We start from the raw sequence: 12,795 nt of genomic DNA, 5'->3' as shown, positions 1-12,795 counted from the left end.
TGCGTCAGCGCGCAGGTTGCAGCATGATGATCGCCATGCCCGCCAGCGCCACCAGCACGCCCGCCACATCCCATGGCGTGGGGCGGATGCCATCTACCGCCCACAGCCATACCAGTGCCACCCCGATGTAGACCCCGCCGTAGGCCGCATACACGCGGCCTGCGCCAGTGGTGTCGTGCAGCGTCAAGAGCCATACGAACAGCGCCAAGCTCGCGGCCGCAGGCAACAGGAGCCACGCGGGCTTGCCTTGGCTGAGCCAGAGCCAAGGCAGGTAACAGCCCACGATTTCGGCGAGGGCCGTGGCGATGAAAAGCAGCAATGTGTTCAGCATGTTGCGGGGCCTTGTGGGGCACTGAGGTTTGGGGCATCCGGATGGGTGGCCAGCCACTGGCGCAGCGCCAGCTCGCCCTTGGGGGTGAAGTGCACCACGCGCGAGTCCTGAGCGCGTTGGGCCCATCCCCCGTCGAAGAGGCGCTGCAGCAGCGCCGCGCCCAGGGCGCCGCCCAGGTGGTGGCGGCGCTCGCTCCAGTCCAGGCAGGGGCGGCACACCATGCGCCGTTGCTGCCCCAGCGCGGACGTGTCGATACCCACGTGCGCAAACCACTGCGCGCCAGCGGGTGTGATGGCCGCCCCTTGGGGTGTGGCCTGCAGCATGCCCTGGCGTACCAGTGCTTCATAAAACTGCACGCCCACCTCGCCCGCCAAGTGGTCGTAGCACATGCGCGCGCGGCGCAGCGCTGGCTCGCGGGGGCTGGCGCGCAGCCGCACGGCACCGGCGCGAAACGCCACGTTCATCAGCGACTCCAGCAAGTGCGCCACATCCCGATCCGCCAGCCGGAAGTAGCGGTGCCGGCCTTGGCTCTCCACGGCGATCAGGCCCGCATCGAGAAGCTTGCCGAGGTGGGCGCTGATGGTCTGCTTGGTCACGCCTGCAATGTCGGCCAGCTCGGTGGCCGTGAGCGCGCGGTCCGCCATCAGGGCGGTGAGGACTTCGGCGCGTGCGCTGTCGCCGATGAGCGCGGCAATGCGCGCGATGTGGGGGCCGTCTTTCATGGTTCGATCTTGGGCGAACCATCGAGTGCCGTCAACCGTCTATCGTGAATCCCTTGTCCACCAACCTATCCAGAGCTTCATGATCACCTGCTTTATCCGCTACGAGATCGACCCCTTCCAGCGCGAGGCGTTTGCCGAATACGCGCGCCGCTGGGGCCAGATCATTCCCCGCTGCGGCGGCCATTTGCTGGGCTACTTTCTGCCGCACGAAGGCAGCAACTACGAGGCCTGGGGTTTGATCGGTTTTGACTCCCTGGCCGCCTATGAGGCCTACCGTGCCCGCCTGCGCGCCGACCCCGAAGGCCGCGCCAACTTTGCTCTGGCGCAGGACAAGCGCTTCATCCTGCGCGAGGAGCGCACGTTCACGCAGGGGGTGGAAGGCACACTGGGCCTGCCTGCCCACCCACAGGGGGCCGTCACATGATGGCTGTGATCTTCGAGGTCACACCTGCGCCCGGCCAGCGCAGCGCCTATCTGGATGCAGCCGCAGCGCTCAGGCCGCTGCTGGCGCAGATCGACGGCTTCATTTCTATCGAGCGCTTTGAAAGCCTGAGCGCGCCCGGCAAGCTGCTGTCCCTGTCCTTCTGGCGCGACGACGAGGCCTTGGCCTTCTGGCGCCAGCAAGAGGCGCACCGCAGCAGCCAGGCGGCCGGGCGCGACCATGTGTTTGCCGACTACCGGCTGCGCGTGGCGGCGGTGGTGCGTGACTATGGCATGGACGACCGGGCACAGGCGCCTGCCGATTCCCGCGCGGTGCACGGCTGACTGCGCGCACGTCGCTGGAGCCGGTTTGCGATCCCCTGCGAGAGCGCAAACAGGCGCTCACACCGGCATGTAGCCCGTGCGCAGCGCGTGGGCCCACTCCGGTCTGCCATTCCTTTGTGCCAGCAGCGCCATGGGCTCGTGGTTATAAGGCACCCGGTGGTGCGCCACTTGCCAGCCTTGTGCTGTGCGGTCCGCGATGGCGTAACACGCATCCGGCGTGCCGTTCTCGACTTTGTGGGCCACAGGGTGGTCGTCGCCATAGGCCTGCAGGCCCACGCTGCCGGGGTTAACCAGCAAAACGCCCGCTCCCAGCCGCACCTGGCGCGGCACATGGGTGTGGCCGCAGGCCACCAGCGGGGCGTATTGGCCCGACAGGCGCTCGTCGATCTCGGTCGGGGTGGCGGCGCGTACCGTGGAGCCGTCCAGCGTTTCGAGCAGGTATTCATGGTCGCTGCGCGGCGAGCCGTGGCACAGCAGCATGTCTTCTTCCAGGCGCAGGGTTTGGGTCAGGCTGCGCATCCAGGCAAATTCCGCCTCGGTGAGCTGCGCGTGCGCGTACTGGTCCGATGCACCACCGTGGCCTGGGCGCAGCTGCAGCACCTGGCGCTCGTGGTTGCCCGCTAGCGAGAGCCAGTCCGAGGCCATGAGCCACTGCGCCGTCTCGCGCGGCAGCAGCGGGCCCGAGAGGTTGTCGCCCAGGTTGACCACACGGTCGGCGCCCCGGCGCGTGATGTCGGCCGCTACGGCTTCAAGGGCCGCGAGGTTGCCGTGGATGTCCGAGACAAAAGCAATGCGCATGGGAAAACCGTGTTGTGGTTGGTGGGTGGGTCAGCACGGCGATACGTCGGCGCCTGTACCGCTGCAAGCATGCAGCATGCAGCATGCAGCATGCATCCCCATGCTATGTGTTTGCCCGCGCGGCTTCCAGCGCCAGGGGCAGGTACTGCGCCAGTTGCTTGTTCACCAGGTCGTCGATAGAGCGCAGCTTCAGGTGCCTGCGCTCCTTGCCCGCCCCCTCCAGGTGGGCGAAGGGGTCGCTGATGTGCGCGCCCCGCCCGAACTCCACCGACACATGCCCCTGGTAGGCGAACACGCCGCAGAACGACACCCCCTGCGCGGCAAACAGAATGCCACCGTATTTCACCTCTTCCGTGGGCGCCTCAAAAGGCGGCTGCAGCACCAGGGCGCGCACGGCCTGCACCATGGCGTACTGGGTTTCGCCAAGGAAGCGGATGTCTTCAAGCAATGCGGGGGCAGAGCGTGTGGCCACGGTGTGCGAGTGAGAGCTGCGGACAGTGCGCAGCGTAGGCGATGTTGCTGACAACGGGGTGGCAGCAGAGGAGACAATCCGGTCCTGAATCGGGCGGTGCTCTCCAGGATCTTGGCATCGGTGGTCAGGCTGTGATCCTGCCCTGCGGTGGCGCCTGCTGTGCCAGAAAGGCCCGCAGGTCGGCGGGGGTGTAGTCGGCTGCGGTGTGGTGGTGCCAGAAGCGGATGGACAGGTCGCGAAACGCCATGGGCGTGTGCTTGGCAGCGGCCATTGGCTCTTGAGGTGTGAGGGTTTGCCGGTTCGACCTGTTTCGCAGGCCGGTGGCCTCAGCCCGGATGTAGTCAAAGCGGTCGTTCTGCAGAGCGGCCAACAGCGCGTCAATGGGGGTTCCGGGCGGGCATGAGGCCGTGTCCTCAATCGCTTGCAGCGCCGCCCAGCGGCAGACGTCCTCGGGCGCTTCGGCGAGCCACTGGATGCGCCGCCAATGGGCCTCGTCGTCCCACCTCAACCAGCGGATCTCGAACAGGAGCTGGGGTGCCAGCAGCGGGTCTGTGTCGCGCCGCTCCTCCAGAACGCGGATGAGGCGGTCTGCGCTGTCGGGGTAGCTCAGTTTTCCGAACGTGTAGGCCGCCTGGCTGCGGATATGAAAAGCGGGCGCGCGCAGGCACCGGTCGAGCGCGTCGAACAGGCCCGAGCCTGGCAGCAGTGCGCGAAATGCGAGCGTGATCTCTTGCTGAAAAAGTCCGATGGAGACATCACGGATGAACAGGACAGCGTCATCGAAGCGCTCTGTCTCCAGGCTGCGTACGAGGCGCACGGCGGCATCCACCAGCGCAGCCGCGCCGTGGCGCGCCAGGGCTGCCTCGATATAGGCTTCGTCCTGGATGTGGTCCAGGTACGAAGCAATCACGGCTTCGGGAGTGGTCATAGTGTGCACCCCTGCATGGGCACGGCCCATGGGGACAGGCGAGGTGGGCCTGAGCGCCCAGCTGTACGCAGCGTGCTACAAGAATGCAAGAAAATAGCCGATTCCGCCTGCCGGTATTGTATTTTAAGCTATCAATAGAGTAGCAATCACAGGATGAAAATCTTCCCCGGATTCAGAATGTTCTTCGGGTCCAGCGCGCGTTTGATGGCGCGCATCATGTCCACCGCGCCGGTGCCGGTTTCGTCCAGCAAAAAGCCCATTTTGTGGATGCCCACGCCGTGCTCACCCGTGCAGGTGCCGCCCATGCTCAGGGCCCGGGCCACCAGGGTGTGGTTCATGGCTTCGGCCTTGGTGCGTTCTTCGGCGCTGTTCGGGTCGATGAGGTAGCCGAAGTGGAAGTTGCCGTCGCCCACGTGGCCGACGAGGAAGTAGGGGATGCCGCTGGCTTCCACCTCGTCCACCGATTCGAGCAGGCAGTCTGCCAGGCGACTGATGGGCACGCAGGTGTCGGTGCTGATGGCGCGGCAGCCGGGGCGGCTTTGCACGGCGGCGAAGTAGGCGTTGTGCCGTGCGGTCCACAGGCGGGTGCGCTCTTCGGGCGTGCTGGCCCATTCAAAGGCCTGGCCGCCAAATTCATTGGCGATGTCCTGCACCAACTCGGCCTGCTCCTTCACGCTGGCGGGCGAGCCGTGGAACTCCATCAGCAGCATGGGTTCCTCGCGCAGGGTCAGCTTGCTGTGCGCGTTCACCATGCGCACAGTGTGGTGGTCGATGAGTTCCACACGCGCAATCGGCACGCCGATCTGGATGATCTGGATGGTGGTGCGCACGGCCGCTTCGATGCTCGGGAAGGAGCAGATGGCGGCGCTCACTGCTTCGGGCAGCGGGTACAGGCGCACGGTGATCTCGGTCATGATGCCCAGCGTGCCTTCGCTGCCCACCATCAGGCGCGTGAGGTCGTAGCCCGCGCTGCTCTTCTTGGCACGCGTGCCGGTGTGGATGATCTCGCCGCTGGCGGTCACCACCTCCAGCGCCAGCACGTTTTCACGCATGGTGCCGTAGCGCACGGCGTTGGTGCCGCTGGCGCGCGTGGCGCTCATGCCGCCGATGCTGGCGTCGGCGCCGGGGTCGATCGGGAAGAACAGGCCCGTGTCCTTAATGGCTTCGTTGAGCTGCTTGCGCGTGATGCCGGGCTGCACCGTCACGGTGAGGTCTTCGGCGTTGATGCTGAGCACCTGGTTCATGCGGCTCACGTCGATGCTGATGCCGCCCTGCACGGCCAGCAGATGGCCTTCGAGCGATGAGCCCGCGCCGTAGGGGATCACGGGCACGTCGTACTGGCTGGCCAGCTTCACCGCGTCGGCCACGTCCTGCGTGCTTTCGGCAAACACCACGGCGCTGGGCGGCGGGGCCTGCAACGAACCTTCGTCGCGCCCGTGTTGTTCGCGCACGGCTTGGGCCAGTGAGCACTGCGCGCCGAAGCGGGCTTGCAGCGCATCGATGAGGGCCTGGGGCACGTCGCGCAGTTGGATTTCGGGCAGCAGGTGGGCGGCAGCGGTGGGGGCGTTCATGGTGTGTGTCTCCGGTGGGTGCGGTCAGTGAGAAGCATTCTAGGTTCGGCCCCGTGTGTGGCCTCTGGTGATCCACCTTGGGCCCGCTTCGGGATGCGGGTATTCACGGACTTGTGGGTCCGCGTCTGCATAAATACATTACGTTCGAAATGTATATTGTGAAAGCACCATGAACCACCGTGTTTCCCCCAAGACAGGAGCGCGCCGCACCCATGCCGAGCGCAGCGCCGCCACCCGCCAGCACCTGATTGCCACGGCCATCGACGTGATCCAGCACCGCAGCCTGGAGGAGATGTCCATCCACGAGCTGGCCAAGTCAGCGGGCATGACCTCGGGCGCGGTGCAGCACCACTTCGAATCGAAAGCGGTGCTGATGATGAATGTGCTCAGTGAGCTGATCGAGTCCACCATGCGCTCGGGCGAGCTTTGGCCCAGCCCGGCGCTGCCAGCGCGCGAGCGGGCGGCGAAGTTTGTGCAGGCGGTGTGGATCCTGGTCTATGCGCAGCCGCGCTTTATCGTGGCCTGGAACATTTACCTGGGCTGTCGCAACCAGCCCGAAGTGTTGGGCCACATTGCCGAGCTGCGCCAGATCGTGCAGGCGCGCATGCACGAAGGCTTCTTCGGCGCCTTCCCCGAACTGGCGGCAGAGCCCGACCGCGATGGCCTGCTGGGCCTGGTGCTGTCGTCGCTGCGCGGGCTGGGGCTGCTGCAGTTGTTTGCACCCGCACCACAGTCTGCACCGCCCACCGTGCCCGATGCTGCCCAGCAGGCGCAACTGTCCTGCCTGGCCGACTGGATTGCCGCCCGGTGCGAAGCCGCTGCTGTGCCTCCAAAGGCGCGCACACGCCGCCGCTGATCCCCCATTTGTCTGCTTGTTGTGGTGTGCGGCATCTCCCGCCTGCACACCACGCAACGCGTACATCCATCGAAAAAATCACTAGGAGACACACCATGACCTCAGCATTCACGCGCGTTCCACGCACGGTCGCGCTGGCCGCACTCGCCTGCCTGGCCGGTGGCGCCCTGGCACAGCAGCCCGCAGCCTACCCGGCGAAACCCATCCAGCTCATCGCCCAGCAGCCGCCGGGCAGCGGCTCGGACGCGATGACCCGCGTGTGGGCTGATTGCGCCGCGCGCGAGCTGGGCCAGCCCGTGGTGGTGCAGAACAAGCCCGGGGCCAACGGCATCCTGGCCGTCAACTACCTCAAGGCCCAGCCTGCAGATGGCTACAACCTGCTGAGCATCGGCATGTCGCAGATGACCATCACGCCCTACGTCTACAAGCAGCAGCCTTATGACCCGCTGCGCGACTTTGACGGCGTGGCTGTGCTGGGCACATCGCCGCTGGTGCTGGCTGTGCCAGCGGGGCAGGGCATTGCCAGCTTGGCGGATCTGCAGAAGCTGGCGCGCGCCACCCCGGGCGGTATCAACTTCGGTTCGCCGGGCAAGGGCAGCCCGGCGCACCTGCTGACCTCTGCGCTCGTCGAAAAGCTGGGCGTGCCCGGCACCCATGTGCCCTTTGTGGGCGAGGGCGCGGGCCTCACCGCGCTCATGGGCCAGCAGATCCACGCGATGACGCTGGTGATTGGCACGGCGGCCGCGCAGGTCAAGGCGGGCAAGCTGGTGCCTCTGGCGCTGTTTGGTACGCAGCGCTCGCCCTTGCTGCCCGATGTGCCCACCATCGCCGAGGCCCTGCCCGCCGCCAGCGACCTGGCGCGGCCCGCGTGGATTGCCGTGGTGGCCAAGGCCGGCACCCCGCCCGAGCTGCTGAACCGGCTCAATGCCGCCACAGAGAAATGCCGGGGCGGCGATGCGCAGTACAAGTCCCGCCTCGAAGCCATGAACGTCACGCTCACTGCCACCGCGCCGGCCGACGCACGCGCCTGGGCGGCACGCGATGCGGCCGTGTGGCGCCCACTGATCGACAAGCTGGGCCTGGCCACCGAATGACGGTGGGCACTGCGGAGCCCCGGGTCACGCTGGCCCATGGTGGGCAGCTGCGCGGCCTGTGGGAGGAGGGCGTGCGTGTCTTCTGTGGCATGCCCTACGCACAGGCGCCACGCGGCGCGCTGCGGTTTGCGGCGCCGGTGCCAGCTTCGCCGTGGATCGGTGTGCGCGATGCCACGGCGTTCGCGCCCATGGCACCCCAGCTGCCCCGCACCGCGCGTGCCGATGCGCCCATGCTGGGGGGCGACGACTGCCTGGCCATCAACGTGTGGGCGCCGCCCGCTGAACCTGGCGCGCATCTGCCCGTGATGGTGTGGGTGCATGGCGGCGGCTTCTTTCGCGGCGCGGCCAGCGAGCCGCTGTACGACGGCGCGGTGCTCGCGCGGCGGGGCGTGGTGCTGGTGTCGGTGCAGTACCGGCTGGGCATAGACGGTTTTTTGCACTTCGAGGGCGAGGAGCAGGCTGCGCCTGCCAATCGCGGCCTGCTGGACTTGATGTTGGCACTGCAGTGGGTGCGGGACCATATCCACGCCTGGGGCGGCGATGCAGCGCGCACCACCGTGTTCGGCCAGTCGGCCGGCGCCGGGGCCGTGGCCTGCTTGATGGGCATGCCCGTGTCGCGCGGGCTGTTCCAGCGTGTCATTCTGCAAAGCCCCAGCGTGGCCTGCCAAACTTTGGAGGAAGCCGCCGCCGCGCGCCGCGCCGTAGCCACGCTGGCCGGGGTGGAGCCCACCCTGACTGCATTGGGAGGAGCGCCGCAGACCGCCGTGCTGCACGCTGTGCACCGGCTCGCGTCCGAGCCGGCCCTGCGGCAACAGCACGGGCTGGGCGGGCGCAACTTCTTTCCCCTGCGGCCCGTGGTCGATGGTCAAGTACTCACTGCACCGCCGCTGAAGGCGCTGACGCAGCAGTGGGGGGCACAGCCGCCCGACCTGCAGGTGCTGGTGGGCAGCAACGCGCAGGAGATGCGCCTCTACCACGTGCCCGGCGGTGCCATCGACCGGGTGACGGAGGCGCAGGGCCATGCCTTTGCGCAGGATGTAGGCTTGCCCACAGATGCTGCCGAGGCCCTGCGCAGCATGCTGCCGCCCGCGCTGCAAACGCCCGGGGAGTGGCTGTGCGCGCTGCAGTCCGACTACTACTACCGCGTGCCCGCGCAACGCATTGCCGCGCTGGCCAGCCGCTGGGCCCGCAGCGCCCATGGCTATGAATTCACCTGGTCCTCGCCGCAGTGGCGCGGGCGCCTGGGCGCTGCGCACGGGGTGGAGTTGCCATTTGTGTTCGGCAATCTCCACACGCCCACGGGGGAGGAACTTGCAGGGCCCGCGCCGCCCGTTGCGTTGTCCGAGGCGCTTCAGCAGCGTTGGGTGGCGTTTGCGCGGGATGGCAACCCTGGATGGGCGCCGTATACCGGCGCACAGCCGCCGGTCCAGCATGTGGGGGAGACACTGTTCTGTGCGCCCCACACGCAGCCTGAGCGGTTCGCGCTGTGGGAGGGCGTGCTGTAGCGATCCGCTCTCTGGGATCTCTCGCCAGGGGGTACCGCAGCAGCAGCTGGCTCGCTACACTGGGCTGGCGCTTGTGCGCGACCAACCAACTACAGAGAGAGGGATTGCCATGGCTTCAGCCAGTGTGGGAGATTGCCTGTCGGGTGCCTGGGGCACCTTCAAGAAAAACGTGCTCACCCATGTGGTTTGCACCTTGCTGGTGATGGTGGTCGCCGGCATCAGCGCGGGCCTGTTGGCCGGGCCCATGATGGTGGGCTACATGCGCATGATCGAGCGCGAGACGCGCGGCGAAGCGGTGCAGATCGGCGATGTCTTTCGGGGCTTTGACGACTTTGTGCCCGCGTTTGTGGCGGGGCTCATCAGCTCGCTGGTGGTGTCGCTGGGCTTCATGCTGTGCTTCATCCCTGGCCTGCTGGTCATGGCTCTGCCCCCGGTGGCGCTGTTCCTGGTGGCGCGCGGAGAGCGCGACGGTGTGGCCGCCTTCAGCCAGGCCTGGACTATCGTGACCAAGAACCTCGGCTCGGCCTTCTTCTGCTCGCTGGTGCTGGGCATTGTGGGCTCGCTGGGCTTTCTGCTGTGCTGGGTGGGCGCGCTGCTGACGTTGCCGCTGTCCACCATCGGGTCGTACTACATGGCACGCCAATTGGTGGGCGATGAACCGGTCGCGTTGCCTCCCCTCTGACCCCGGACCCGTCGTGGTGCCGGTGGGCGGCATGCCCGCCTGGCAGCCGCTGGATGGCAGCGCGCGGCGGCTGCGGATGGCGTTCGGCCTGGGCTGGCCCCTAGCCATGGCTGCCACGCCGTCGTGGCTAGGGCAGGGTGGGCTGGGCCTGGGCTGCGGGTTTCGCGCGCTGACGGGGATGCCCTGCCCGCTGTGCGGCGGCACCCATGCCTGTGCAGCCCTGATCCAGGGCGATTGGTCAGCCGCCTGGGCCGCCAACCCGGGCGCAGTGCTGTTGCTGGTGTGGCTGGTGCTGCTGGCGGGCCAGGCGTTGGTCGAAGGCGCCCAGGGCCGCCGCCGCGTGGCGCGCTGGCCGTGGTGGCACCCGGCAGTGTTAACCATGGTGGGTAGCGGGCTGGTGCTGTCCTGGGTCTCGCGCCTGGCGGGGCTCGTATAACGGCTTGCTGGGCCCGGAGGGGCTTTGTTGCTTCCCTACGGGCAAAAGCGATAGCTTTCTGCGGCCGTTAGGGCGCCGTGCGTAGTGAGTGGCCCGCCAGCGCCGGGGGGCTGCACCACATCCATGCGCCAGCATCCTTTTGGTTCGGTCTAGCGCAGCCCTGCGCCTCGTTGCGGGGCAGGCTGCCCCCATGGTGCACAGCCGCCGTGCGCCAGGCTGGTGCATTCAGCTTGTATACCAGTTGGCACGGAACCTGCGATACCGCAGGCAATGACCACCGCCACCGAGATCAGCAACCGCATCATCGAAGCCGTGATGGCGCAAAAGCTCGCGCCCGGCTCCCGCCTGGGCGAGCAGCAATTGGCCATGTTGTTCGACTGCAGCCGCACCATCGTGCGCGAGGCGCTCACCCGGCTCGCCACACGCGGCATCGTCACCGTCAGTGCCCGGCGCGGCTGGTATGTGATCGAGCCCTCGCAGGACGAGGCGCGCGAGGCCTTCGAGGCGCGCCGCGTGATTGAACTGGGTTTGCTGCACCAGCTCAAGGTGGTGGACAAGACGGCGCTGCGCCAGCTCAAGAGCCACCTGCAGCGCGAAAAAGCCGCACTGGCGGGCACCGACGTGGGAATACGCAGCTTCTTGCTGGGAGACTTCCACGTGTGCCTGGCCGAATGCCTGGGCAACAGCCTGCTGGCCGACACGCTGCGCGATTTCACGGCGCGCACCACGCTCATCGCCATGCTCTACCAGTCGTCGCACGATGCGGCGCAGAGCTGCGCCGACCATGTACGCATCGTCGAGGCGCTGGAGGCGGGCGACATTGCCGGCGCCGAGGCACTCATGTCCGAGCACATCGGCACCGTGCAGTCGGCCTTGCGCCTGCAGGCCAGCAGCGATCCGCTGGCTGGGCTGCGCGACGCGCTGGCACCGGTGAGCAAGAGCCCAGCATCAGCCACCCCACCAGCCCGCGCGCGCAAGCCCCGCGCAGCCAAGAGTTCCATCCCCCCAGCGTCTGACCCAGACGCACCTGCCGACGCATCCACCTACCTAGGAGCCCTGCTATGACCACCGTCCGCACCGTCACCTCGTCCACCCGCCGCCTGACCCTGGGCGTGCTTGCCGCCACCGGCCTTGCAGCGGCCCTGATGGCGCCCGCCGCCTACGCGCAGAACGCGCTGGACAACATCCTCAAGGCCAAGGAAATCAAGATCGCCATCCCCACCGACTACCCGCCCTACGGCTTTGTCGGCACCGATCTCAAGCCCCAGGGCCTGGACGTGGAGATGGCCAACTACATCGGCACCAAGCTGGGTGTGAAGGTCGAACTGATCCCCGTGACCAGCGCCAACCGCATCCCGTACCTGCAGACGCAGAAGGCCGACCTGGTGATCTCCACGCTGGGCAAGAACCCCGAACGCGAGAAGGTGATCGACTTCACCGCCGCCTACGCACCGTTCTTCCAGGCCGTGTTTGCGAGCAAGAGCCTGAACATCAAGAGTTTTGCCGACCTGGCGGGCAAGACCGTGGCCGTGACGCGCGGCGCGATGGAAGACCAGGAGCTGGCCAAGGTCGCGCCTCCCGGCGTCGACGTGAAGCGCTTTGAAGACCACGCCGCCAGCATTGCGGCCTTTGTGTCGGGCCAGACGCAGGCCATTGCGACCAGCGCATCGACGGCGGGCACCATCATGGTCAAGAACCCCAACCTGGCCACCGAATACAAGCTGCTGCTCAAGGACAGCCCCAACTTCATTGGCGTGGCCAAGGGCGAAGACAAGCTGCGCCTGCGCGTGAACGAGATCATTGCCGAGGCGCGCAAATCGGGTGACATCGACAAGCTATCCAACAAGTGGCTGGGCCGCCCCGCGGGCGACCTGCCCCTGTGATGCTGCGCACCGGATGAACTGCTGAAACCCAAGGGCCTGTGGCGCGACAAGCGCCGCAGGGCACAAGCATGCTGATTGCGCTCGATTTTTCTGCCGTCCTTGCGTCGTGGCCGCTGCTGGTGCGCGGCGTGGTCTGGACCATTGGCCTCACCATCGTGGGCACCGTGCTGGGCCTTATGCTGGGTACGGCCTGTGCCTGTGCCTGGGCACGGGCGCGCAACCTGGGCCACCGGCCCACTGCGTTGCGCTGGGCCGTGGCCAGCTATGTGGAACTGGTGCGCAACACGCCCTTCATCGTGCAGCTGTTCTTTCTGTTCTTCGGGCTGCCCGCGATGGGGCTCAAGCTCTCGCCCGAGTTCGCATCCGTGCTGGCCATGGTGATCAACCTGGGCGCGTATTCGGCCGAGATCATCCGCGCTGGCATCGAGGCCACGCCCCGTGGCCAGATCGAAGCTGCTCACAGCCTGGCGCTCACGCCGGGCCAGACCTTCCGCCGTGTGGTGCTGCCGCCCGCGCTGCAAAAGGTGTGGCCCGCCATGGTCAGCCAGATCATCATCGTGATGCTGGGCTCGGCCGTGTGCGGGCAGATCTCCACGCCCGAGCTGAGCTACGCCGCCAACCTCATCTCCAGCAACACCTTCCGCGCGTTCGAGGCCTTCATCCTGGCCACGGCTGTGTATCTGGTGCTGTCCATGTTGACCCGCCGCCTGCTCATGTGGATGGGCGCCCGATTTTTGGTGGGGAGATAAGCC

Annotated in this window: 16 protein-coding genes; 10 read left to right on the top strand and 6 right to left on the bottom strand. The window is 67.2% G+C overall.

Going from position 1 to position 12,795, the window contains the following annotated elements:
• Window positions 1-4: 4 nt before the first annotated feature.
• Together ASD94_RS12730 and ASD94_RS12725 are read right to left on the bottom strand one after the other, a co-directional pair.
• Window positions 5-331, bottom strand: coding sequence for a YnfA family protein (locus tag ASD94_RS12730; RefSeq protein WP_199226424.1), 327 nt, complete (start codon window positions 329-331; stop codon window positions 5-7).
• Window positions 325-1,053 (bottom strand): helix-turn-helix transcriptional regulator, encoded by a 729-nt coding sequence (locus tag ASD94_RS12725; protein ID WP_056643476.1) that lies wholly within the window; start codon window positions 1,051-1,053, stop codon window positions 325-327. Before ASD94_RS12725 ends, ASD94_RS12730 begins: the two co-directional genes overlap by 7 nt.
• A gap of 79 nt (window positions 1,054-1,132) precedes the next feature.
• Between ASD94_RS12725 and ASD94_RS12720 the strand changes: the two genes are divergently transcribed.
• Together ASD94_RS12720 and ASD94_RS12715 are read left to right on the top strand one after the other, a co-directional pair.
• Window positions 1,133-1,477 carry an NIPSNAP family protein gene (locus ASD94_RS12720; RefSeq protein WP_056643475.1) on the top strand — a complete coding sequence of 115 codons (345 nt, stop codon included), beginning with the start codon at window positions 1,133-1,135 and terminating at the stop codon, window positions 1,475-1,477.
• The gene (locus ASD94_RS12715; protein ID WP_056643474.1) at window positions 1,474-1,818 is read left to right on the top strand and encodes an antibiotic biosynthesis monooxygenase; all 345 of its coding nucleotides are present in this window, start codon (window positions 1,474-1,476) and stop codon (window positions 1,816-1,818) included. The genes ASD94_RS12720 and ASD94_RS12715 overlap by 4 nt, the downstream gene beginning before the upstream one ends.
• 57 nt (window positions 1,819-1,875) lie before the next feature.
• Here ASD94_RS12715 and ASD94_RS12710 read toward each other — a convergent pair whose 3' ends face one another.
• The 4 genes from ASD94_RS12710 to ASD94_RS12695 all read right to left on the bottom strand — a co-directional run bounded on the left by ASD94_RS12710 (window position 1,876) and on the right by ASD94_RS12695 (window position 5,587).
• Entirely contained in the window at window positions 1,876-2,616 is a 741-nt protein-coding gene (locus ASD94_RS12710; RefSeq protein WP_056643472.1) for a metallophosphoesterase, read from the bottom strand.
• Window positions 2,617-2,719: 103 nt separating this feature from the next.
• A complete protein-coding gene (locus ASD94_RS12705; protein WP_056643470.1) occupies window positions 2,720-3,088 on the bottom strand; it encodes a DUF1801 domain-containing protein in 369 nt (122 codons plus the stop codon).
• Window positions 3,089-3,212: 124 nt separating this feature from the next.
• Complete coding sequence (locus tag ASD94_RS12700) at window positions 3,213-4,016, bottom strand: hypothetical protein (RefSeq protein ID WP_056643465.1); 804 nt, start codon at window positions 4,014-4,016, stop codon at window positions 3,213-3,215.
• 146 nt (window positions 4,017-4,162) lie between these two features.
• Complete coding sequence (locus tag ASD94_RS12695) at window positions 4,163-5,587, bottom strand: FAD-binding oxidoreductase (protein WP_056643464.1); 1,425 nt, start codon at window positions 5,585-5,587, stop codon at window positions 4,163-4,165.
• Between the two features lie 169 nt (window positions 5,588-5,756).
• Between ASD94_RS12695 and ASD94_RS12690 the strand changes: the two genes are divergently transcribed.
• From ASD94_RS12690 to ASD94_RS12655, 8 genes are all read left to right on the top strand, one after another.
• Window positions 5,757-6,443, top strand: a complete 687-nt coding sequence (locus tag ASD94_RS12690; protein ID WP_056643462.1) for a TetR family transcriptional regulator — start codon at window positions 5,757-5,759, stop codon at window positions 6,441-6,443.
• Window positions 6,444-6,538: 95 nt separating this feature from the next.
• The gene (locus ASD94_RS12685) at window positions 6,539-7,537 is read left to right on the top strand and encodes a tripartite tricarboxylate transporter substrate binding protein (RefSeq protein WP_056643461.1); all 999 of its coding nucleotides are present in this window, start codon (window positions 6,539-6,541) and stop codon (window positions 7,535-7,537) included.
• On the top strand, window positions 7,534-9,042 hold the full coding sequence (locus ASD94_RS12680; RefSeq protein ID WP_056643460.1) for a carboxylesterase/lipase family protein: 1,509 nt from the start codon (window positions 7,534-7,536) through the stop codon (window positions 9,040-9,042). Before ASD94_RS12685 ends, ASD94_RS12680 begins: the two co-directional genes overlap by 4 nt.
• A 109-nt stretch (window positions 9,043-9,151) precedes the next feature.
• A complete protein-coding gene (locus ASD94_RS12675; protein WP_056643459.1) occupies window positions 9,152-9,724 on the top strand; it encodes a hypothetical protein in 573 nt (190 codons plus the stop codon).
• Between the two features lie 31 nt (window positions 9,725-9,755).
• Window positions 9,756-10,160, top strand: a complete 405-nt coding sequence (locus ASD94_RS12670; protein ID WP_235510660.1) for a DUF2752 domain-containing protein — start codon at window positions 9,756-9,758, stop codon at window positions 10,158-10,160.
• A 270-nt stretch (window positions 10,161-10,430) separates the two neighbouring features.
• Window positions 10,431-11,225 carry a GntR family transcriptional regulator gene (locus tag ASD94_RS12665; RefSeq protein WP_056643455.1) on the top strand — a complete coding sequence of 265 codons (795 nt, stop codon included), beginning with the start codon at window positions 10,431-10,433 and terminating at the stop codon, window positions 11,223-11,225.
• Entirely contained in the window at window positions 11,222-12,043 is an 822-nt protein-coding gene (locus ASD94_RS12660; protein ID WP_056643454.1) for a transporter substrate-binding domain-containing protein, read from the top strand. Before ASD94_RS12665 ends, ASD94_RS12660 begins: the two co-directional genes overlap by 4 nt.
• 68 nt (window positions 12,044-12,111) lie before the next feature.
• Window positions 12,112-12,792, top strand: a complete 681-nt coding sequence (locus tag ASD94_RS12655; RefSeq protein WP_056643453.1) for an amino acid ABC transporter permease — start codon at window positions 12,112-12,114, stop codon at window positions 12,790-12,792.
• The last annotated feature ends 3 nt before the right edge of the window (window positions 12,793-12,795 follow it).

Origin of the sequence: Acidovorax sp. Root70, from assembly GCF_001428225.1 — a bacterium.
In the GTDB taxonomy this organism is placed as follows: Bacteria; Pseudomonadota; Gammaproteobacteria; order Burkholderiales; family Burkholderiaceae_C; genus Acidovorax.
This window is presented reverse-complemented; position numbering and strand designations above follow the sequence as displayed.